Source organism: Dactylosporangium maewongense (genome assembly GCF_039531485.1).
Lineage (GTDB): Bacteria > Actinomycetota > Actinomycetes > Mycobacteriales > Micromonosporaceae > Dactylosporangium > Dactylosporangium maewongense.
The window spans coordinates 54,682-76,760 of sequence record NZ_BAAAQD010000012.1; the positions used below are offsets into that span (position 1 = coordinate 54,682).

Annotated in this window: 16 protein-coding genes and 4 pseudogenes; 4 read left to right on the forward strand and 16 right to left on the reverse strand. The window is 70.9% G+C overall.

The genetic code is table 11. The annotated features are described in order from the left end of the window. Window positions 1-124 precede the first annotated feature (124 nt). Window positions 125-1,168 carry a Gfo/Idh/MocA family protein gene (locus tag ABD332_RS28545; protein ID WP_344505330.1) on the forward strand — a complete coding sequence of 348 codons (1,044 nt, stop codon included), beginning with the start codon at window positions 125-127 and terminating at the stop codon, window positions 1,166-1,168. 73 nt (window positions 1,169-1,241) lie between these two features. Here the strand turns inward: ABD332_RS28545 and ABD332_RS28550 are convergent, their stop codons facing one another. From ABD332_RS28550 to ABD332_RS28615, 14 genes and pseudogenes are all read right to left on the reverse strand, one after another. After that, the gene (locus ABD332_RS28550; protein WP_344505332.1) at window positions 1,242-2,546 is read right to left on the reverse strand and encodes an aminotransferase class III-fold pyridoxal phosphate-dependent enzyme; all 1,305 of its coding nucleotides are present in this window, start codon (window positions 2,544-2,546) and stop codon (window positions 1,242-1,244) included. Between the two features lie 46 nt (window positions 2,547-2,592). Further along, entirely contained in the window at window positions 2,593-3,615 is a 1,023-nt protein-coding gene (locus ABD332_RS28555) for a Gfo/Idh/MocA family protein (RefSeq protein ID WP_344505334.1), read from the reverse strand. Next, complete coding sequence (locus ABD332_RS28560) at window positions 3,612-4,346, reverse strand: MBL fold metallo-hydrolase (RefSeq protein WP_344505336.1); 735 nt, start codon at window positions 4,344-4,346, stop codon at window positions 3,612-3,614. The genes ABD332_RS28555 and ABD332_RS28560 overlap by 4 nt, the downstream gene beginning before the upstream one ends. 86 nt (window positions 4,347-4,432) lie before the next feature. Then, window positions 4,433-6,610 carry a glycoside hydrolase family 31 protein gene (locus tag ABD332_RS28565; protein ID WP_344505338.1) on the reverse strand — a complete coding sequence of 726 codons (2,178 nt, stop codon included), beginning with the start codon at window positions 6,608-6,610 and terminating at the stop codon, window positions 4,433-4,435. Next, window positions 6,607-7,677 (reverse strand): glycoside hydrolase family 15 protein, encoded by a 1,071-nt coding sequence (locus ABD332_RS28570; protein WP_344505340.1) that lies wholly within the window; start codon window positions 7,675-7,677, stop codon window positions 6,607-6,609. Before ABD332_RS28570 ends, ABD332_RS28565 begins: the two co-directional genes overlap by 4 nt. Window positions 7,678-7,717: 40 nt before the next feature. Then, window positions 7,718-8,998: an ABC transporter substrate-binding protein gene (locus ABD332_RS28575; protein WP_344505342.1), complete on the reverse strand. Its 1,281-nt coding sequence runs from the start codon at window positions 8,996-8,998 to the stop codon at window positions 7,718-7,720. A gap of 28 nt (window positions 8,999-9,026) precedes the next feature. Beyond that, complete coding sequence (locus ABD332_RS28580; protein ID WP_327002122.1) at window positions 9,027-9,830, reverse strand: carbohydrate ABC transporter permease; 804 nt, start codon at window positions 9,828-9,830, stop codon at window positions 9,027-9,029. After that, window positions 9,823-10,704, reverse strand: coding sequence for a carbohydrate ABC transporter permease (locus ABD332_RS28585; protein WP_344505344.1), 882 nt, complete (start codon window positions 10,702-10,704; stop codon window positions 9,823-9,825). Before ABD332_RS28585 ends, ABD332_RS28580 begins: the two co-directional genes overlap by 8 nt. Continuing rightward, on the reverse strand, window positions 10,704-11,951 hold the full coding sequence (locus ABD332_RS28590) for an ROK family protein (RefSeq protein WP_344505345.1): 1,248 nt from the start codon (window positions 11,949-11,951) through the stop codon (window positions 10,704-10,706). The genes ABD332_RS28585 and ABD332_RS28590 overlap by 1 nt, the downstream gene beginning before the upstream one ends. Window positions 11,952-12,118: 167 nt before the next feature. After that, window positions 12,119-12,469: pseudogene (locus ABD332_RS60135) on the reverse strand (IS1380 family transposase); the annotation flags it as partial. A 407-nt stretch (window positions 12,470-12,876) separates the two neighbouring features. Next, window positions 12,877-15,612: an FAD-binding and (Fe-S)-binding domain-containing protein gene (locus tag ABD332_RS28600; RefSeq protein WP_344505346.1), complete on the reverse strand. Its 2,736-nt coding sequence runs from the start codon at window positions 15,610-15,612 to the stop codon at window positions 12,877-12,879. A gap of 3 nt (window positions 15,613-15,615) precedes the next feature. After that, on the reverse strand, window positions 15,616-15,936 hold the full coding sequence (locus ABD332_RS28605; RefSeq protein WP_344505709.1) for a hypothetical protein: 321 nt from the start codon (window positions 15,934-15,936) through the stop codon (window positions 15,616-15,618). A gap of 351 nt (window positions 15,937-16,287) precedes the next feature. Then, window positions 16,288-16,736: pseudogene (locus tag ABD332_RS28610) on the reverse strand (transposase); the annotation flags it as partial. A gap of 518 nt (window positions 16,737-17,254) precedes the next feature. After that, window positions 17,255-17,701: an Hsp20/alpha crystallin family protein gene (locus ABD332_RS28615; protein WP_344505348.1), complete on the reverse strand. Its 447-nt coding sequence runs from the start codon at window positions 17,699-17,701 to the stop codon at window positions 17,255-17,257. Window positions 17,702-17,733: 32 nt separating this feature from the next. Here ABD332_RS28615 and ABD332_RS28620 point away from each other — a divergent pair, with 32 nt between their 5' ends. Beyond that, window positions 17,734-18,480: a hypothetical protein gene (locus ABD332_RS28620; protein ID WP_344505349.1), complete on the forward strand. Its 747-nt coding sequence runs from the start codon at window positions 17,734-17,736 to the stop codon at window positions 18,478-18,480. Between the two features lie 8 nt (window positions 18,481-18,488). On the opposite strand, the pseudogene ABD332_RS28625 reads toward ABD332_RS28620, so the two are convergent. Beyond that, window positions 18,489-18,942, reverse strand: a pseudogene (locus ABD332_RS28625) (NF041680 family putative transposase); the annotation flags it as partial. 38 nt (window positions 18,943-18,980) lie between these two features. Here ABD332_RS28625 and ABD332_RS28630 point away from each other — a divergent pair. After that, window positions 18,981-19,451: pseudogene (locus ABD332_RS28630) on the forward strand (IS6 family transposase); the annotation flags it as partial. 147 nt (window positions 19,452-19,598) lie between these two features. Here ABD332_RS28630 and sigJ read toward each other — a convergent pair. Continuing rightward, a complete protein-coding gene (gene sigJ, locus ABD332_RS28635) occupies window positions 19,599-20,450 on the reverse strand; it encodes an RNA polymerase sigma factor SigJ (protein ID WP_344505350.1) in 852 nt (283 codons plus the stop codon). Between the two features lie 34 nt (window positions 20,451-20,484). Between sigJ and ABD332_RS28640 the strand changes: the two genes are divergently transcribed. Beyond that, window positions 20,485-21,618 (forward strand): FAD-dependent oxidoreductase, encoded by a 1,134-nt coding sequence (locus tag ABD332_RS28640; RefSeq protein WP_344505352.1) that lies wholly within the window; start codon window positions 20,485-20,487, stop codon window positions 21,616-21,618. Window positions 21,619-22,079 lie beyond the last annotated feature (461 nt).

A 22,079-nucleotide genomic window follows, 5' to 3' on the forward strand; every position in this document is an offset into this window, starting at 1 on the left:
GAACGTGCATTTCAACTGCCGTAACGTTTGGCAGACGGCGCGATGTCAGGTCGGTAACGTCGGCCCGGCGATCGTTTCGGCTGATGACACTGTTGAGTTCAAGTCCACGACAAGGGAGACAGGGATGAGGATCCTGCAGATCGGCGCCGGCTCCATGGGCACCCGGCGCCTTCGTGACCTACGCGCGTGTGAGGGCGTCGAGGTGACCCTGTTCGACCAGCGGGCCGACCGGCGGGCTGCCGCGGCGAGCCGGTTCGGCGTCGCCACCACGGCCTCGCTCGACGAGGCGATGGCGACCGAGCCGGACGCACTGGTCATCTCAACCCCGCCCGACCAGCACACCGACTATGTGCGACTGGCGCTGGACACCGGCCGGCACTTCTTCTGCGAAGCCGACATCTGGGCCTTCGATCCCCGGGCGGTGGCAGCGGCGAACGCTCGACGGCCGGAGGGCGGACTGGTCGCGGCCCCCTCCTGCACCCTGTACTTCCACCCCTTCGTCCAGGAACTGCGCCGCGTGGTCCGGGAGGAACTGGGCACCCTGCACGCCTACGGCTACGTGCTCTCGGTCAACGCGCCGAGCTGGCATCCGGGCGAGGGCGCCGAATATTACGCCCGTCACCGTGCCACCGCGCCGGCCCGGGAGATGGTGCCGTTCGAGCTCATCGCACTCGACCACATCTTCGGCACGCCGGTGGCGGCCTCGGGGCGCGTGGTCCGGCGCGGCGGCCTCGACCTACCAGGTGCCGACAGCTGGTCGCTGCAGATGGAGTTGGCGTCCGGCGCCACCGGGCAGCTGACGGTGGTCATGGCGAGCCCGCAGACAGCTCGCCAGGGCTGGGCGATCGGCGACCGCGGCTTCATCCGGTTCGACCTGCTGACCGGCACCCTGGAGCGCGCGCTGCCGGACCTCGGCGACGGGTACTCCCGGGTCCTGTGTGACTGGCAGCAGGAGTACGAGCCGATGTACGCCAAGGAGATCTCCGCCTTCCTCGCGGCGGTCCGTGGCGAGGCCGCCTGGCCGTACTCTTACGACAGCGCCGCGGTCGTGTGCGGCACCTTGGCAGCGGCGGAGCTCAGCATGCTCACCGGCCGGACCGAGACGGTCGACCCGGACCGCCAGCCCGCCGCCCTGCCCGACGCGTACGCCGTGTCCAGCGCACCCTGACGATCAGTGGTCACCGTGTTGCGAAGATCGGCGTAGCAGCCCTGCACCACGGTGACCACGGTCGAGCCAACGGTCAGGTCAGGCGGGTGAAGCCGGTGTGCGCCACCGGTCCGCGCAGGGCGGCCTGCACCGATCCGGCGTCCTGGGCCGCGCGGATCTCGGCGAAGACGGTGCGCACCGCGGCCAGATACTCCTCAACATGCTCGTCCTGGTGCGCGAAGGACGGATAGAACGAACCACCGGCGAGGAACCCCTGGTCGAGCATCAGCTGGGTGAAGAGGGTAACGCTGGGCTGCGGCTGTTCCACGAAACGCAGGTGGCTCAGCGGCGCGATGCCGTGGATCCGCACCGCCAGCCCCACCTCCTCGGCCGCAGCCCGCCAGCCGGCCTGCACGGCCGCGCCGACCGCCGTCAGGCGCGTTCCCACCGAGTTGTCCCGGTGCCGGCGTAGGGTGGCGAGCGCCGCCGCCGGCCCGATCCGCTCGGTCCAGTAGGTGCTGCTGACGAAGGAGCGCTGTGCGTGTTCCAGCACAGCCGCGCGCCCCAGCACGGCCGCCATCGGATAGCCGTTGCCGATGGCCTTGGCGAAGACCGCCACATCGGGTTCGACACCCAGCTCGAGATGAATGCCGCCGGTGTTGACGCGCAGGCCAGAGGTCACCTCGTCGAAGATGAGGACGGCACCCGCACGGCGGGCCAGCTCCACCACGCCCGGCAAAAACCCCGGCTCGGGATCATGTTCGCGGATGGGCTCCATCACGACCGCGGCGAGCTGATGCTCGGCGATGATCGCCTCGAGCTCGTCCAACCTGTTGTACCGGAACCCGAATGCGGTGCCGGCGAGCTGGGCCGGGACGCCGCTGGGATCCAGGCCCGGCAGCAGATGCCCGTCGAGGCTCGACGGGCCGGCGAGGTTCGCGGCCAGATACCAATCGTGCCAGCCGTGGTAGCCGCAGAACGCCACCGTCGACCGTCCGGTGGCGGCCCGGGCCAACCGGACCGCGATGGCGAGCGCCTCACCCCCGCTGCGCGCGTAGCGGACCATGTCGGCCCACGGATGCAGCTCACAGAGCAGTTCGGCGAGCTCCAGCTCCTCGATGCAGTTCAGTGTGCTCATGGATCCGTTGGCGATGACATCACGGACGGCGGAGTCCACCTCGTCGTCGGCGAAGCCGAGCACACAAGTGCCGATACCGCTGGTACTCATGTCGACGTACCGGTGACCGTCGAGATCCCAGGTATACACGCCCTTGGCGCGCGAATAGTGCCGCGGCCACTGACCCGGCGCAAACTGTTCCGGCCGCTTGGAGAGCAGCTGCGCGCCACCAGGGATCCGCGCGAGTACTCGCCGTTCACGCTCAACTGACTCGTTCGTCATCGCCCCACGGTACGGCGGTATTTCATTCCGCGAAAGTTCTGTTTCACTAGATGCGAACGTCCACGCTCCGCCAACCCCCTCCGTCGCATGCGGCCACGACCGCGTCGGCGACCCGCAGCGCCCGGAGCCCGTCCTCGACACTCACCAACGGGACCGCGACACCACGGGCCACGTCCAGAAAGTGGCTGAGTTGGCGGCCGAACGCGACATCGCGCTCCTCGGAACAGTCGTAGGAACGGGTGAGGGCGTCAGCGTGGGCCCGCACCGTGACGCGACCCCGGGCGAGGTCGGCCCGAAGTGTGCCCCGGTCTCCGACCACGTCGAGCCGGCGGCCCTGCCCCTCCTGCACGTAGTCCAGATGGAACGTCCCGGTCACACCGGAGTCGAAGGCGACGACCCCGTTGATGACGTTGGGATCCTGACGCAGCGGGAGGTCACCGGCGAGGCGGGCGACCGCAGCGACCTCGGCCACTGGACCCAGCAGCCACTGCAGGTAGTCCCACTCATGGCTGTAGTCGTACGGCAGCCGGTAACGGTCCGTTTCGGAGAACCGGTTGCGGGCCACCCTAAGCGTCTCGTACGCGCCGAGGTTGACGTGCACCGAGACCGGCGTGCCCACGGCTCCGTCGGCGAGCAACTCCCGCACCCGTCGCAGCACCGCGTAGTGGCGCAGCACGTAACCCACCAGCACCCGCGCGCCGCTCTGCGCCGCCACCCGGGCCAGTTCCTCGGCCGCGGCGACGCTATCGGCGACCGGTTTCTCCACCAGCACCGTGATCCCCCGCCGGCAGGCCTCGATCGCCTGCGGCGCGTGCAGGGCGTCGGGGGTGGCCACCACCAGTGCGTCCGGCGCCGCGTCGAGCAGCTCCTCGAACGAGGAGACAATCGTCAGGGTCGCCTCGACCGCCGGTGGCAGCTGCAAACCGTGCGGCGCCGCGTCGAAGGCCGCGACGCGGACCCCGGGCGACTCCGCCAGCAGCCGGGCATGGCGCAGCCCGATGGAGCCCAACCCGCAAACGCCGACCCGAAGCCGCTCCGGAGCACCACTCTTATCAGGGATGGCGTTCATGGCAGCAGCCCCGGCGGCAGTTGGCCGCGGTCGAAGGCGTCGAGGGCCGCCGCCAGGTGGCGGTCCGCGTCGCTCAGTGCGACGCTGCCGTGACCCGGGAAGAGAGCGCCGGGTCCGGTCGCCGCCACCGCAGCGATGCTGTCGCGCAGCGCGCCGACGTCGGTTTCGGTGGTGCCTAGCACGGCGACCCTCCCACGGGCGAATACGAGATCGCCGGTGAAGACAGCGCGGGCACCGTCCACATCGACGAGATAGCAGGCATGCCCCACCGCGTGACCGGGTGTGGGCATGCAGCGTACGGTTGCGGCCCCAATGGTGAACGTCTCATCCCCGAGTCGCCGGTGCACCTCGGTCGGCGTCAGCGACAGCGCGGCCGGGTAGACGCCGGCGGAGCGCGCGAGCGCCAGGCCGGTAGCGACCTCATCGGCATCGATGAGCATCCGGGCCACCTCGGGCGAAGTCCAGATCTCGGCGCCCAGCAGCCGCGCGAGGGCATCCGCGCCGGCGGCATGGTCAGCGTGGCCGTGGGTCACCAGGATATGCGTCACGGGTGGCACCTGCGCGGCCTCGATCCGGGCCGCGATCCTCGCCGTGTTGAGCCCGGACCCCGCGTCGATGAGGAAGGACGCCGTGCCGCCCTCGACCAGGTAGACATGGCCGTCGTGCCGGTCAGAGAGCGAATAGCCGAGCCAGCCGCTCCCCACCAGGTGCACATGTTCCGACAGTCGCATCGCCGCACCCTAACCAGTGGCCAGGTGGTTTGACCAGTCGCCCGTTCGTCCGTACGTCGCCGAGGAACAGCGCCGGCGGGGCCGGGTCAACCGGAGGTGAACAGGCCGCGATGGCGTTCCGCTGTTTCCAGGCGGCACCAGACCGGGATCTCGTCGACCGGGGCCGGGACCTCCACCTCGCTGGCGCCGTCGAGCACCTGATGGGTCCGCAGGTCCAGCCAGCGTCCCGGCGGCAGGTAGGCCGGCCGGGTCGTCGCGCCCTCCGCGACCACCGGGGCTACCAGTAGGTCGTCGCCGAGCAGGTAGTCGTACGGGTGCTGCCACGCGCGGGGGTCGTCCGGCGCGACCAGGCACACCGACCGCAGCAGCGGCCAGCCGGTCTCGATCGTCCGGGCCGCCGAGGACGCGAGGTAGGGCACCAGCCGCTCACGCAGGTGCGCGTACCGGCGGAACACCGACAGCACCCGGGGGTCGCCGGTCTGTGCGGCGATGTTCCACGGGGTGCGGTCGCGGGACGGGGTGCGGTGGTGGTTGTACTCCGAGTGGTACTGCATGATCGGCAGGAGCGCCGACATCGCCGTGGCCCGCAGGTACAGCTCGGCGGAGGGGGCCGGTCCGGAGAATCCGGCCAGATCCCAGCCCCAGTAGACGATCCCGCACGCCGCCGCGGTGAGGCCGGCCCGCAGCGAGGACCGCATCGCCTCCCACGTGGAGTCCTCGTCGCCCGCCCAGAACAAGCCGTGCGCCTGTGAGCCGGTGAAGCCGGCCCGGCTGAACGTGACCGGTGCCTTGCCGCACGAGCGCAGCACGGAACCGTACGCCGCGGCGTAGTGCACGGGGAAGCGGTTGTTGCCGGTGGCGCCGACCGAGCCGTCGGCGTAGCGCAGGTCGTGGCCCCATGCGTGTTCGCCGCCGTCGGTCTTGAACCCGTCGACCCCGACGTCTTCCACGAGGTAGCGCCGCTTCGCCAGCCACCAGTCGCGCGCCTCGGGGCTCGTGAGATCCGGCATGAGGGCCGTGGGGAACCACCAGCCGCGGTTGCGGTACGGCCTGCCGTCGCCCTCGCGCACCCCGTAGCCGCGGGCGACCATCGTGGCGGCGTCGGCGGCGCTCTGGCCGGTCGGGTGGGGGCGCATCTTCTGCAGGGGGATCTGCCACAGCACGACCTTGACGCCGTCGGCGTGCAGGTCGTCGACCATGCTCTTCGGGTCGGGCCAGGCGCCGTCCGGCGGGAAGGTGAAGTCGGCCAGGCGATGCGGGCGGCCGTCGTCGTGGACCTGGTACTGCGCGTCACGGAACGCCACGAACGTCGACTCGTCGCTCCAAGCCTCGACGACCACGACCCCGACCGGGATGTCGTGCTTGCGGTGCAGCGCCATCTCGGTGGTGACCCGCTCCTGGGTGTTCCACTCGTTGCCGCTGGCCCACAGCCGGAACACCCAGTCCGGCATGGGTTCCGGCCGGCCGACCTCGCCGAGCCACACGGCAAGGACGTCGCCCGGAGAGCCGTCGTAGAAGCGCACGTCGAGGTGTCCCCCGGTGACGTCCGCCTCAATCCACAGCAGGTCGCCGACGTCGTACCAGGTCCGCTCGGCCGTGTCGACGTAAAACGCCCAGCCGTCGCCGCCGAGAACGTGCGCGAACGGCATCGGCAGGTACGTGCGCCCGGCCGAGCCCTGGCCCTTGTACTGCTCGAACACGGTCGCGTCGAGGGTGTGCCCGCGCTGGTCGAGCCGGTCGAAGCGTTCCCCGAACCCCACGACGTGCTCGTCGGCGGCGAGGCGCAGCGCGAACCGTACCCGGTGGACCTGGTCGGGGTCCACGAGCCAGGACGTGGTGCCGGGCTCGAGGCGGCTTGTTCCGTGGGTGGTGAGGGTGCCGCCGGTCGGCGACCAGGCCACCGCCTGGACGTCGAACCAGCGGGTGCGGCGGGTGCGGGTGCCGTCGGTGGCGACGAACCGGTACCGGACCGGGCGGTCGGCGGGCAGCGGCGGGCTGTCGGCGGCCCAGCGGACGCTGCGGCCCCGCTGCGCGGCCGCTGCTGTGGCGAGGTGCCCCTCTGCCCCAGCCGTCGGCCCGGTCGCGGCGCCCTCGCGGCGCAGGTCGAAGGCGCCGCCGTCCCACTCGCAGCGCACGGCGGTGACGGACGCGGCGGCCGCGACGCCGAGGTTCACCGGCTCGCCCGCGAGGGGACGCATCGGCAGGCGCTGGTCGATGGACGGCTGGTACACGTGGCCGGAGCCGAAGGGCCGGTGCCGGATCACAGCGTCACCCCCAGTTCTGCGGCGAGGGACAGGTAGGCGGCGTGCGACCACAGCAGCGGGGTCGCGACCGGACCCCACCGTTCCAGCCACTCCTGGCGCTGCTGCGGGTGCAGCAGCCGGTCGCTGACCTGTTCCGGCAGGTCGCCGTTGTCCGCGGCGGTGCCGGCGATCCAGGCGAGCTGACGGCGGGCGTCGCCGGGGCGGCCGAGCCGGAGGTACGACTGCCCGAGCAGGCCCGCGAGGACCGGCCACCGCCCGCCGCCGTAGAACACGTCGGCCCGGAACCGGTGCACGCCGCCATCGTCGAGGAGGTCGCGTTCCACGGCGGCGACCGTGCGCCGCGCCGTGGCATCGTCCGCGAGGCGGAACGGGGCGACGGCGGCGAGGAGGCTGCCGTCGACGGCGTCGGAGCCGAGCCACTTGCGCAGCCGCCCGTCCACGCTGCCGTCCGCGGCGATGACCGCAGCGATCGCGTCGGCGGTGGACGATGCGGTACCGGCGTCACCGTCGGCGAGCAGGCCGGTGCGCAGCGCCGCGCGCAGCCCTGCCTCGACCGATGCGAGCGTAGCGACGTGGACCTGCTCGGCGTGCTCCTCCCACCAGTCGTAGCAGGGCAGCCGCCACGCGGCGCAGAGGTAGCGCACGGTGAGCGTGACCGCCCCTGCGAACGCGTGGTCGGTGCTGCCGTCGAGGTGTCGCTGCAACGCCCACAGCCAGGTGCCGTAGCCGTCGAGCTGGAAGTCCCACCAGGACTCGGACCCGTCGGCGCCGTCGAGCGTGTAGCGGGTGGGCAGGAAACGCGCCTGGTCGATCTCCTCGCCGGCGGTGAGGGCCGCGACGACGGCCTCGATCCGCTCCGCGCGGTCGGTCAGCACCCGGGCCGTCCACTCGTGGAAGGCCCGTGCCCCGTCGGCGATGCCGTGTGCCCGCATGCTCTCGGCGACGAACGCGCCGTCGCGCAGCCACGCGTAGCCGTACACCGCGAAGCTCGAACAGGCCGGGTAGGCGCCGCTCGGCGCCTGCTCGCGGGTGATCACCTTGATGCTGTGCTCGATCAGGTCGCGCATCTGCTGTTCCTTACGTTGCTGGGTTCGTCGTGACGCCGGGCTACAGCAGTGCGGTGACCTGTTTGGCCGCGTCGTCGAGGATCTTCTGCGGGTCCTCGCCGCCGGCCGCCTTGGTCAGGGCGTTGTTGACGATGTCCTGCATCTGCTGTTCCTTGGCGATGACCGGCAGCAGGGACTGCTTGCCCAGCGCGTCCATGACGGCCTTGCGGTTCGCCGGCGGTGTCTTGCTCAGGTAGCCGGACAGCTTCGAAGCGTCCGCGAGCGGCGGCAGCTCCCACGACGAGTTGATCCGCGCGGTCACCGTCTGCTCGGAGGTGGTGAGGTAGTTCAGCCAGCGGAACGCGGCGTCCTTGTGGCTGCTGGCCGCCGACACCGCCACGGCGTTCTGGAACACGGCGCTGGCCTTCTGCGCATCGCCGGGCTCGACGACGACGTCCCAGCCGAACGGTACGTCCTTGAGTGTGTCGAACTGCCAGTTGCCGTTGTGCCACATCGCGAGCTTGCCGGACTTGAACAGGTTGGTGTCGAAGTCGGGGGTGTTGCCGATCTCGGTCAGCGTCGGCATCGTGGTGCCGGACTTGCCGATAAGCCATTTCGCCGCGGCGACACCCTGCGGGCTGTTGAACCTGGCGGACTTGCCGTCGGGGCTGAGGAACGTGCCGCCGGCCTGGTTCACCGCCTTGTAGAACTCGTAGAAGCTGACCGGCTGGAAGTCGCCGTAGACGCCCTTGGCCTTGTTCGTGAGCTTCTGCGCGGCGGCTGCCTCGTCCGACCACTTCCAGTCGGACGTGGGGTAGGCCACGCCGGCGGCGTCGAACAGCGCCTTGTTGTAGATGAGCACGACGGTCGAGAAGGACTCTGGGAGTGCGTACTGCTTGCCGCCGTGCTTGAAGGCGTCGAGCGCGGCCGGCGAAAGCACCGACGGCTGCCACGCCTTGTCGTTGGCCGCCGGGCCGGCAAGATCGGCGAGGGAGCCGGCCTGGGCGTAGGTGACGAAGTTCTGGTAGTCCAGCTCGAAGGCGTCGGCGACGGTGCCGCCGGCGATCGAGGTCTGCAACTGGGTGAAGTAGTCCTTGTACGGCGCGGTCTGCACGGAGATCTTGACGTCCGGGTTGGCCTTCTCGAACGCGGCGACGATGCCGTTGAGGTCGTCCAGGTGGTCGGGCGCGGCGGAGAACGTCAGGTAGCGCACTGTGGTGACGCCCCCCTCGGAGGTGTCCTTGGTGGCGGAGCCCTTGGAGCATCCGGCCAGGACGAGAGCGGCGACGGTGATCAGAGCGGCGGCGGCCCGGTGTAACCGGAGCCGGGGACGAGCGGACATGGTGGGCCTCACAATCGGGGGTGTCTGGTTACTTGAGACCGGCCTGGGCGACGCTTTGCACGATGTGCTTCTGCGCCACGGCGTACAGGGCGAGGATGGGAACGATGCTGACCACCGAACCGGCCATGATGGCGTTCCACTGGACGGTGTATTCGCCGCTGAGGCTGGCCAGGCCCAGCGGCAGGGTCATGAACTCGCGGGAGCGGATGACCACGAGCGGCCACAGGAACGCGTTCCAGCTGGACATGAACGCGAACAGGCCGTAGGTCACCAGGGCGGGGCGGATCAGCGGGAGCGTGATCCGCAGGAAGATGCGGATGTGCCCGGCGCCGTCGACGAACGCGGCCTCGTCGAGTTCCTTCGGCAGCACGGCGACGGACTGGCGCAGCAGGAAGACGCCGAACGCGGAGGCGATCGTCGGCACGATGAGCGAGGCGTAGGTGTCGATCAGGTCGAACGCGCGCATCTCGATGAACAGCGGCACGACGAGCACCTGCATGGGGATCATCAGCGTCGCGAGGTACGCGACGAAGACGGCGTTCTTGCCGGGGAAGTCGAGCCGTGCGAAGGCGTAGGCCGCCGTGGAGCTGGTGATGAGCAGCAGCGCGGTGGAGACCAGGGCCAGCACGAGGCTGTTCACCGTGATCCGCCAGAACGGCAGGACCTCGAAGAGAGTGCGGTACCCGTCGAGGCCGGCCTTCTCGGGGATCAGGCGGGGCGTGGTGAGCACGTCACCGCCGGCGGTGATCGAGGTGACGAAGGTCCAGACGAACGGGAAGATCATGAGCAGCGCGCCGACGGCGAGCACCGCGATGAGCAGCCGCCTAGACATAGGTCACCCACCTGCGCTGCAGGCGCTGCTGGACCACGGTGACCAGCAGGATCAGCGCGAACAGCAGCAGGCTCAGGGCCGACGCGCCACCGGCGTCGCCGTAGCGGAACGTCAGGTCGTAGATCTCCTGGACCAGCGGCCGGGACGCGCCGGCGGGCCCGCCGCCGGTCATGACGTAGATCTGGTCGAAGACCTGGAATCCGCTGATCAGCGAGATCACCACCACGAAGTAGCTGGACGGGGTCAGCAGCGGGAACGTGACCCGCCAGAAGCTCTGCCATGCCGACGCGCCGTCGAGGCGGGCGGCCTCGAGGTACTCCTCTGGGATGCTCTGCAGACCGGCCAGCAGGATCACCATGACGAACCCGGCGTCCTTCCAGACCGACGCGACGACCGCGGACGGGATGGCCCATCCTGACGACGCCCACCACCCCGGGCCCGCGATGCCGACCGACTCCAGGGCGTGGTTGACCAGACCGTTGGCGGGGTTGAGCAGCCACTTCCAGGTCAGGGCGACGACCACCCAGCTGGTGACGACCGGCAGGAAGTACATCGAGCGCAGCAGGCTCCGCCCGGGGAACCGCCGGTTGAGTCCGACGGCGAGCGCCAGTCCCAGCAGGTAGACCAGCGGCAGGTACAGCGCCAGGAAGTACAGCGTGTGCAGCAGCGCGTCGCGGGTCTCCGCGTCGCCGAGCAGGCGGGTGAAGTTGTCCAGGCCCGTCCACCGCATCGGCGACTGCAGGTTCCAGCTGTGCAGGCTGATCCACGCCGCGCCGAGCATCGGCGCGATCGTGAACAGCAGCAGCGGCACGGCACTCGGCAGCAGGAAGAGCGCAACGATGCCGAACTTGCGCACACCGCGCGGGCCGACCATCAGTCCACCGTCCCGTCGGCGCCCTCGACGCTGCCATGCAGGCGGGCGACAACGAGGTTCGCCTGGTCGCCACCGAACCCGTCGAGGTCGAACGGCGCGGCGAGCACCAGCGCCGCCGCGCCCTGCGCCCAGCTGCTGTCGTCCCAGGTGTGCAGGACCACGGCGATGCCGTCACCGCCGCGGACCTGGCGGCGGGCGAACTCGGCGCGGAACGCGACGTCCCAGTGGATCCAGTGCGCCACGCCCTCGCCGGAGATGACGATCCGGTCCGGGTCGAACATGTTCGCGGCGCCGGCGACCGCCCGGCCGAGCAGCCGCCCGGCGTCGGCGAAGATCTCGGCCGCGAGCCGGTCGCCGCGATCGGCGGCCGTGACGAGCGCGGCGAACCCTTGCCGCGGACCGATCACGCCGCGCTCGCGGGCGATGCGCTCCAGTGCCGGCTCGCCGAGCCACGCCTCCAGGCAGCCGTGCCGCCCGCACTGACACGGCGGGCCCTGCTCGTCCATCGGCACGTGCCCGAACTCGCCCGCGCCGCCTCTGCCACCCCGGTACACCGAGCGGTCGGCGACGATGCCCATGCCGATGCCGCGACCGATGGTCAGCACGAGGAAGTCGTCGGCCTCGCGGCCGTGACCGTAGAGCACCTCGGCGACGGCGAGGGCGTTGACGTCGTTCTCGACCACGACAGGCAACCCGAGCACGCCGCGCAGGTGCCGGCCGACCGGCAGCCGGCGCCACTGCAGGACGTCAGCGTCGACGGTGCCCTTGTCCGGGCGGGCCACGACGCCGGGCACCGCCACCCCGACGCCCAGCAGCTTCGGCAGGCCGGGGTCACTGTGCGTGTGGGTTGCCAGCTCGGCGGCCAGCCTGGGCAGCGCGTCGGGGGCCATCGCGTCGAACGCCAGCGTGGTGCTGCTGAGCATCTGCCCGTCGAGGCGGACGTTGACGATCGCGAGGTGGTCGGCCGCGACCTTGACCCCGAGCGCCCGGCCGGCCCCGCCGACGAGGCCGATGAGCGATCCGGGCCGCCCGCCGCTGGACGGCGCCTGCGCGACCTCCTCGACCATCCGCTGCTCCAGCAGCCGCCGCATGATCTGCGACACGGCCGTGGGGCTGAGCCCGAGCTCACGCGCGATGTCCGCGCGCGACGTCGGCCCGCGGCTCCCCAGGAGCGCGAGCACTGCCGACCGGGAGAGATCCCTGCCTGCCCCATGCTTCGCCAACGGCACTTCGTCCACCCACTTCATTAAGTTGCGATACAAAGTCCCATGCCGAACCTCCAACGTCAAGGACACGTTTTCGGTAACCGGCGAGCCTCCGGGGCCGGGTCATCGCCTTGTGACCCCGACTCGACTCCGATCGCCTCCGACAGGTGCGACGACCGCCGCCGGCGGGTACGACCGGGGCATCGACCCTGGTGGCGCATGCCCTCGATGGTGTCGAGCAAGCTCAGTTGGGCGCCGGGGTGCGGTCGTTCGCGGCGGACGATGAACCGGGTCCCGGGTGGGTAGCCGTCGTCGGGGACGAGACCGGTCAGTTCTCAGACCTCCGCGCCGTCGCGGGGTTCGCCGTCGCTGTCGAGTGCCGGCACCCATAGCAGGTGCTGCTTGGCGGCCAGGATCGCCTGACGGATCGGTTCGGTGATCGCGACGCCGACGGAGAACCGGGTGTCCAGGCCGTGCTCGCGCAGGCCGCGGATGTGGGCGAGGATGCCGTGGGTGCAGCCGGCGAAGTCCGAGCGGATCAGGATCGGCGTGCCGTGCCGCTGCCGCAACCCGGCCAAGGCGTCACCGCACGCCGCGGTCACCGCCGGCCGGACTGGCCGCCGCTACGACCAGCTCTGGCACCGCCGCGTCGCAGCAGTGCGGAGTGGCGCGAAGGGTTTGGCAATGCGGTCGCTGACGTCGAACCGTGAGACTGCGTGCATGGCGTATCCACACGTCGGCGACTTCCCGCCGAGGGCGCGAGGGGGAACATCACTTCGTGGGCGTTTGTGCCCAACGGTGCCGGTGCCGCGCTGCTCGGCCCGGAGCTCATCACAGCTGCCAGCTGAGTCGGTGCTGGTGGATGCCGGCACCCAGGTGCCACTGGACACGGGCGGGGCCCGATGCGTTGAGCGTTGCCCGACGCCAGTCGCACCTTCTGATCCGTAGCGCGACTGGGTGCCGCCGCTCACGTCGGGCTCCCCGTGGCGGTGTCGAGCAGTTCGAGCAGGTGGTGGTAGGGGTGCCCGGTCGCACGGGTCAACCCGATCTCGCAGGTTCGGTTGACCGAGGCATGCCAGGCGTAGTCGCCGCGGTTGACGGCGTCGGCCTCGGCGCGGGTTGCGGAGGCCGTCAGTTCCGGGTGCAGCAGACCACGGTCGCCGGCGAACGCGCAGCATTGCCAGTCGTGGGGCACCTCGACGCGTTCGGCGATTGCTTCGGCGATGCGGGTGATCGCGGCATCGAGACCAAGCCGGGTAGAGGAGCAGGTGGGATGCAACGCCAGCGATGGCAGCCGGTGGGTGATGGTGAGGCGAGGCAGGATGTGCTCGGCGGTGAATGCGACCGCGTCGATCACCGCCGAGTCGTCGAGGAGCTTGTGGAAACCCTCCGTGCACGACGCCGCGTCGATGATCACCGGCAGCGTCGTGCCGGCCACGGCGGCCCGGACCCGGTCGCGCATGACGGCGTAGCCAGCGGGCAGGCCTTTGGACGACCACGGGGTGCCGCAGCACAGGTCGCCGATGCCTTCAGGAATGTGCAGCCGCAGGCCGGCGCGCTGCGCGAGACGTCGGATCGCGGTCATGACGCCAGCGCCGCCGGCGGCTGGTGCAAACATCGTGTTGAGACAGGACGGTAGGTAGACGGCGTCCGCGTCGTGCTGCGGTGCGGCACGGCGGCCGCCGCCGCCGGCCGGTAGATCCCGGCTCCAGCTCGGCAGGCCCGGCACGCGGGTGACTGCTTCCACCAGACCCGGCGGTGCGACCGCGGCGGCGTCGAGCGCGATGTTCATGGCTCGGGTGGCCGCGTCCCAGTGCCGCGCGGCGCCTGTCCATACCCGTTCGGCGATGCGGCCGTTGGCGTCCGCGCGGAGCCGTCTGGTCAGGTCGCCGGTATTGATGCCGACGGGACACGCGGTGGCGCACATTCCGTCGACGGCGCAGGTATCGACGGCTTCGTACTGATATTCCCGTTCGAGCTGACCGGCCAACGTGGCATCACCTGCGCTGCGTGCCATGGCGAGTTCACGGCGCAGCACGATGCGCTGCCGCGGTGTGGTGGTGAGGTCCCGGCTGGGGCACACCGGTTCGCAGTAGCCGCATTCGACGCACCGGTCGACCTCGGCCTCGACGGTGACCACGGGTTTGAGATGGCGCAGATGAGCCTGCGGGTCGTCGGTGAGCAGCACTCCGGGGTTGAGCAGGCCGGCCGGGTCGCAGGCGCGTTTGACCTGCTGCATGACCTCGAACAGCTCGTCGCCGAACTGGCGCCGCACGAACGGGGCCATGACCCGGCCGGTGCCGTGTTCGGCCTTGAGGGTGCCGCCGCGAGCCAGGACCGCGTCGACCATCTCCTCGGTGAAGGCGGCGTACCGGCTGGTCTGGTCACCGGCGCCGAACTGCTCGTTGAGCATGAAGTGCAGATTGCCGTCCTTGGCGTGGCCGAAGATGACGCTGCGCTCGTAGCGGTGCCGGTCGAACAGCTGGTTGAGGTCGTCGCACAGCCCGGCGAGGGCCGGCACCGGAACGGCGACGTCCTCGAGCAGGGCGACGCTTCCGGTGGGGCGGTTGCCGGCGACGGTGGCGTAGAGGCCTTTGCGGATGTGCCACAGCGCCGCCCGCCCGGCCGGGTCCCGGCTGAGTTTCGGCGGTGTGCTCAGTCGCCGGGCCTGTTCTTCGCGGGCGGTGAGCTGCTCGTCGTCGGCTTCCTGCCATTCCACCAGCAGCGCGGCGTGCTGGTCGACGGTGAACCCGCGGAGTGCGGCGTCGGCTTGTGGGTCGAGTTGGGCGACGCGCAACGACTCGGCGTCGAGCAGTTCGATCGCGGCCGGGCCGGCGTCGACGAGTTCCGGCATGGCGGCCATGGCGGTGTGCAGGGTGTTGAAGACGATCAGGCCGGTGCTGGCCGCGTGGTGCACCGGCACGGTGCGGAACACGGCTTCGGCGACGAACCCGAGCGTGCCTTCACTGCCGATGATCAGGTGAGCGAGGATCTGGACCGGGGTGTCGTGGTCCAGGAAGCTGTTGAGGCCGTACCCCATGGTGTTCTTCATGGCGTACTGTTCGGCGATCCGCCGGACGGAGTCGGGGTTGCCGCGGATGCGATCACGCAGCTGTTCCAGGGTGGTGGTGAGGCCCGGCTCGAGATGCCGCAGCCGTGCGTCGGCGTCGCCGGCCGCGGTGTCGATGACCGTGCCGGAGGGCAGTACCAGGGTCATCGATTCGCACGTGCGGTAAGCGTTGGCATGGGTGCCGCAGGTCATGCCGCTGGAGTTGTTGGCCACGACTCCACCGACGGTGCACGCGGCCTCGCTGGCCGGGTCCGGGCCGAGTTTGCGGCCGTAGCGGCTGAGCCGCGCGTTGACCTGCCGCAGCACCGCACCGGGCTGGACCCGGACACGGTCGCCGTTGTCGAGAATCTCGATGTTGCGGAAGTTGCGGCGCACGTCGACCAGCAGGTGGTCGGTGCCCGCCTGCCCGCTGAGGCTGGTGCCGCCGGACCGGAACGTGACTCCGAGACCGAGTCGGGCGCTGGCACGCATCAGCGCGCCGACGTGGGCGGCATCGTTCGCGACGACGACGGCCTGTGGGGTGAGCAGGTAGTGGGAGGCGTCGTGAGCCATGCCGAGCCGGTCGGACGCCCGGGTCCGCACGGACCCTGGCGCCAGCTGTTCCAGCGGTGCAAGCAGGGAGGAGTCGCTCATGGGTTACCGCCGTGGGTCGACGTGGATTTTCGGGCCCGGTCCGGTGTCGGCCGGCCGGTGCCCGGCGAACACCTCGGTGACCTCGTCGAGGCCGACGGTGGCGGCGACCGGGGGCCGCGGGTCGACGGATCCGTCCGCGTAGGCGGCGATGGTGCCGGCCGGGTCGACGGCCCCGTCGCTGAGCGCTCCAACCGCGGCAAGGGGCACTCCCACCCAGGGGTTGCGCAGGCCCGCGCCCGCTCCCGCACCCCCTGCAACGGCCACCCCGACGAGCGCACCCACCGCACGGCCGCGCCACCGCCACTGCTGCCGACCCTCCGCCATGGCACCCATAGTGAGTGGTGCAACCACATCAGCACCATCAGCCACAAAGTCGGATGGGATCTGACTGGCCGACGGCCGGGGCCGCGACAGGAGCAAGGCAATCCGAACAGTGCTGCGACCAAGCCGTGCATCTGGCTGAACGCCGCGGTGCGGGCTTTGATCGCTCCGCGGCGCGCGACTCGTAGCGCCGGGATCGCCTCCACTGGTCCGCCGCGCGACTTCGGCACGCCGTTGGCTTCTCCGGACAGCGCTGCACGCGTGCGCACGGCCAACTTGATCTTTAACCTGTGCGGCGCGGCCGAGGGCTGGTCGACTTCTTCTTTCAGGTTTCGGTTTGCCGGGTTCGTTGCTGGTGACGCGGCCGGTCTCCAACGCCACCACGAACGAGTACGGCCAACCCGGAACTCCGATGTGCTGTCCTTGGCCCGCCCGTACGTGTGACACAGGATCCGCTCCGGCACGGTGTTCGCCTCCGGACGCAACCAGCAGGTGACGTCCACCGCGAGCACGATCCGGCCGTCAGCCGCGCGCGGCAACGACACCGACGCCACCGCGGTCCGCAGCCGCTGCACATCCACCCGCCCGGCCACGAGCGCGTCATACAACGCGCCGTGACCACGACGGTGCTCCGCGACCAGCGACAACGCCGGCAACGACCGCACCGGCCCGTTCGCACACAACACCGCGTCCGTCAACTCAAACAACGCATCAGCACGAGCCGTCAAACAGCGGTACAACTCCCCACGGAACCGACCGAGATCCCCACCCACACCACCACGGCCATCGTCAGGCACACTGATCCTCCGCAGCCTTTGATCGGATCTTCTTCCCTAGACAAGAGGAATGGTGTCGGCGCTTGCTGCGCTTCGCGGACCGTGGCGGCACCGCGTGCGGCGGCCCGTCAGGCTGTTGTTCGTCGCACCCGGCACGACTCGGCCACCAGATGTCTCTCATCCCGCCAGCGGCATCGACCATGGTGCGATGACGCCGGGGACGCAGATGGTCGCTGGCCGGTGGCGTCATCGGACGCCACCGGCCAGCGGGTGGTTTCGGTCAGGTGTTGTCGCTGAGCGTCTGGTTTCGCCGCGTCGATGCCGGTGGCGGGCTGTCGGGCGGTGCCGGCCAGTTCGCGATGGTAAGCGCCGTGAACTCGGTGTCGACGAAGTCGTGGTCGTGGCTGATGAGCTCAGCGAATGCGACGTCGAATCCGCGGTCCCACTCTGGCGACAGTCCAGTGTGCGCACCTGGCATCACCGATCACCTCCTCTCGTCCAGCGTGCCGTTGCTCTCGATCGTCCGGGAGCGTCACGGGTGGAAGTCAGCTGCCGAGGACCTTCTGGTCCGATCCGGTGTGCGCCGAGACGGTGATCTTGCGGGGCTTCGCCTTCTCCCGGACCGGGATCCGCAGCACCAGGACGCCGTTGCGGTAGGTGGCCTGGATCTTTTCGGTGTCCAAGGCATCGCCGAGGAACAGCTGGCGGGAGAACACTCCGAGCGGTCGTTCCGACAGGACCGCTTGGGCCTCGTCGCCGAGGTCGACCGGACGGCGCTCGCATCGCACGGTCAGCATGTTGCGCTCGACGTCCACGTCGATCGCGTCCTGATCCACGCCCGGCAGGTCGAAGGCGATCACGAACTCATCGCCACTGCGGTACGCGTCGACCGGCATCGCTGCCGGATGCGACCAGGTTCCTGCGGACGACCCTCCCAGCAACTGCTGGGCGAGGCGGTGGACCTCGGTGAACGGTTCGCTGCGCATCAACATGACGACACCTCCTGCACTCGACGGAACAGTCAATGCGCGATACCGTGTTTCTATCACGTCGTCACTACGACGACAACCCTGTTGTCACCGGAATGACGACTTCTGCTGGAGGGTTTCTCATGGCGCAGCCGACCGTCTCGGGCCAGGACGAAACCGATGCCGCCGACACGCTCGCCAGGATCCTCGCCGCCGTCGCTGGCACAACAGCCGGCAAGCGAGCTGACCCGGACGAGCTCCTCAGCGCCCTGTCCCTGCTCCACGCGTTGCAGCAGCGGCTCGCGCGGTTTGAACCCGAACTGGTTGCCGCCGCCCGCCGGGCTGGCGTCAGCTGGCAGCGTCTGGCTCCCGCGATGGGCGTGACGAGCCGCCAAGCCGCCGAGCGGCGCTACCTCCGCATCGCCACCACCGGCACCGGCGATGGCACCGGCGGCACCCGGGAGGACCGCGTCCGCGCCGAACGCGATCAACGCGCCGGCACCCGGGCCGTGACCCGATGGGCCAACGACCGCACCGCCGATCTCCGGCGCATCGCGGGCCAGGTCACCGCGCTCACCGACCTGCCCGTCGAAGCCGCTGGCGACCTCGACGACCTGCACGCCGCTCTCGGTGCCCCTGACGCCGCCATGCTGCCCGACCGACTTGCTGCCGTACGGCAGCACCTCACCGACCACCATCTCCACCTGGCCAGCCAGATCGACCAGGTCACGACCGCCACGAACGACGTCCGCCACGCCACTCAACAGCAACGCGACCAACACGGCGGCGGGACGCAGACCTAACTTGATCTTTAACCTGTGCGGCGTGGCCGAGGGCTGGTCGACTTCTTCTTTCCAGGTTTCGGTTTGCCGGGTTCGTTGCTGGTGACGGTGTGGACGTCGTAGCGGTGGGCGGGGTGGCGGTTTGGTTGGCCGGGTGGCGTCCGGGTCCTGCCCGGGTGGGTTTGGTGCGTTCGCGGGACAGGTGCTTGTCGCGCGGAGGTGCCGAAATCCGCGCCGGACGCGGGCCGGGGTGAGCCGTTCCGGTGGCGCCGGCTGTTCCCATGGGCGGCGCAGGTCCGCGGCGATCGGGCGGGCCAGTCGCAGCTGGGTGCGGGCGGCGATGATCAGCCAGGTCCACCGGTCGGCGGCGGCTGGGTCGCGCAGTTTCGGCACGGTCCAGCCGAGCGTCTGCTTGAACAGCCGAAACGTGTGCTCGATGTCGAACAGGCGTAAGAACGCCTGCCACAGCAGGTCGACCATCGCCGTGTCCGGGGTCGTGTCCTGGGTCGTGTCCGGGTGGTGACAGGTGGTTCATTGACGAGACCTACGTCAAGGTCAGCGGTGTCTGGCGATACGCGTATCGGGCCGTCGACCAGGACGGCCAGGTCATCGACGTGCTCGTCTCCGCCCGCCGCGACGCTGCTGCGGCACGTCGGTTCTTCCGGCGGGCGATGACCACGTTGACGGTGCGACCCACAGAGGTGGTCACTGACGCGGCGCCAATGTATCCAGCGGTCCTCGATGAACTGGTTCCCTCAACGTGGCACCACGTCGAACGGCACGCCAACAACCGGATCGAGGCCGACCACAGCCAGCTCAAGCACCAGCTCAGACCGATGCGCGGGCTACGCACCGACCGGACCGCACAGACAATCATCGCCGGGCACGCGTTCATACAGAACCTCCGCCGAGGCCACTACGAACTCGGGCTCGACGCCCCACGCGGACTCCCCGGCGCCGCCGCGTTGAACGAGCTCGCCACCGTCATCTGAAGACTGAGCCAGGCCCTGCTCGAACCGTGCCCTCCGATCGGCAAACGCAAACAGCGCCGCTCAGCGCGAGCTGCTCGAACCCGGTCTCCACGCCGGGCCGAACACGCAGGACCGGTTCCGCTGGATCGCGACGCGCGGCAGCTGAGGCTACGTCGATCGGCGCAGCTTGGCCGGGTTGACCACGAGGTTCAGCTCGGTGACCCGGCCGCCGGCAACCTCGATGCCGATCACGCCGATCAGCGTCGCGCCCAGCTCCAGGGTGAGGCCCGCGCCGCCGGCCAGGGGCACCGGGCGGGCCCGCACCCCGGCGTACCGGCGGCCGAGCCCGGACAACAGCGTCAGCACCCGCTCGGGGCCATGGACCGGCACCCGCGCAGCGAGCACCTCGCCGCCGCCGTCGGAGCGCAGCACGACCCGCGGATCGAGGAGGCTCACCAGGTCGGCGAGGTCGCCGTCGGCGGTGGCCTTGAGGAACGCCGCGGTGACCCGCCGGTGCTCCTCTGCGGAGACTGGCGCGCGAGCTGGGGCCTCGGCGCGGACCCGGCGGCGCGCCCGCGACGCGAGCTGCCGGCACGCCGCCGGGGTGCGACCGACCACGGTCGCGAGCCGGTCGAAGTCCATGCCGAACACGTCGTGCAGCACGAACGCGACCCGTTCGGCGGGCGAGAGGCTCTCCAGGACCAGCAGGACGGCGGTGCGCACCGACTCCCGCAGGACGGTGGCCTCGCCGAGGTCCGAGTCGTCGTATCCGAGCAGCGGCTCGGGCAGCCAGGTCCCGGGGTACGTCTCGCGGCGGGCGCGGGCCGAGCCGAGCAGGTCCAGGCAGATCCGCGACGTCACGGTGGTGAGCCACGCCCGCGGGTGCTGCACGCCGGCGGGCGCGGCGGTGTGCCAGCGCAGCAACGCCTCCTGCACCGCGTCCTCGGCGTCCGCGGCGCTGCCCAGCAGCCGGTAGGCGACCGCGAACAGGTACCGGCGGTGCTGCTCGCCATCGTCCATGTCACACGATTGTGGTCTACGTCGTCAGTCGGCCATGCAGAGGATCACCGTGGTCGGCGGCGGGTTCGCCGGCCTTGTCGCCGCCATCACCTGCGCCGAGGCCGGCGCCCGCGTCCAGTTGCTGGAGGCGCATCGCACGCTCGGCGGCCGGGCCCGCGCCACCGCACCCCCGTACGTCGCCCACGACGGCCCGCACGTGCTCTACCGGGACGGTCCGTGGTGGCGCTGGCTCGCCGACCGGGCCCTGATCGGCGCGTCGTCCGGGGTACCGCTATCCGGCCTGACCGGATTCCGGTTCCGTCACGGGGACCGGCTGCGCCGTACCCCACCGGCCGAGTTGCTGCCGGTCCTCGCCCGGCGGCGCCGGGTCGCGCCGGTCGACGCCGACTTCCACACCTGGATCCGCGACCGGCACGGGGAGGTGGCGGCGGTCGCCGCATCGAACCTCATGGGCGTGGCGACCTTCGACGCCGACCCGGGACGGCTGTCGGCGGCGTTCGTCTGGCCGCGGCTGCTGCGGGTCTTCGCGCCCCGCTCGCCGGCCCGGTACCTCACCGGCGGCTGGAACGGGCTCTTGGCCCGGCTCACCGCCCACGCCCGTACCCTCGGCGTCGCCGTGGAGACCGGGGCCCGCGTCACCGACCTGCCCGAGCCGCCGGTGATCGTGGCCACCACCCTCGACGCGGCGGGCCGCCTGCTCGGCACGGCGCTACCGAGCGTGGCGAGCGGCCGGACGGTGCTGCTGGACCTCGCCGTGCGCGACGACCGCCGGGACGCCTTCGTCGTGTCCGACCTCGACGCGGCCGGCTGGGTGGAACGGTACACGCTGCCCGACCCGACCCTCGCGCCGCCCGGCGAGTCGCTGATCCAGGCGCAGCTGCCGCTGCGCACCGCCGAGGGCCGCGCCGACGGCCTGGCCCGCCTGGAGGCACTGGTCGACCTGGCCCTGCCCGGCTGGCGCGAGCGGACCACGTGGCGTCGGCACGGCGTCGCCAACGGCCGGTCCGGCGCGCTGGACCTGCCGGGGCAGACGTGGCGCGACCGGCCGGCGATCGACCGCGGCGACGGCGTGTACCTTGCCGGTGACATGGTCGCCGCGCCCGGGCTGCTCAGCGAGGTGTCGTTCCACAGCGCTGTCGCCGCCGCCCGGCTGGCCACCGGCGGGTGAGCCGCACGGCCGTCCCGGGCACCCGGTGCGGGAATGGCGGGACTGTGCCGAGCACGACGAGGAAGCCGGCGAGGACCGTTCCCGGCAGCGACGGCCGCAGGAACCGGCCGGCGGCGAAGTTGCCCAGCAGCATGCCGACGGCCGGCGCGCCCATCAGGACGGCGCCGGTGTTGGCGGGAAGCCGCGGCTTCCGCCGTATGCGACGAGCAGCGCCTCCGCGGCGGCGACGAACGCCGACGGCAGCCGGCCGGCCGCCGCATACCGTCGCACCATGGCCTGTCGACCACGCGGCCGACTTTGGCCGGCGGCGGCACGGCCAGTGGTGAACGCATGACGGCGAACACCTGGACCTGCTGTTCGGCGGTGGCCGAGGCGCGCACGCTTCCGCCGATGTCAAGCCGGGGGCGCTCCTCCTCGGCTGGGGCACGGACGGGGTGCAGGACGTGACGCAGGACCCGCCC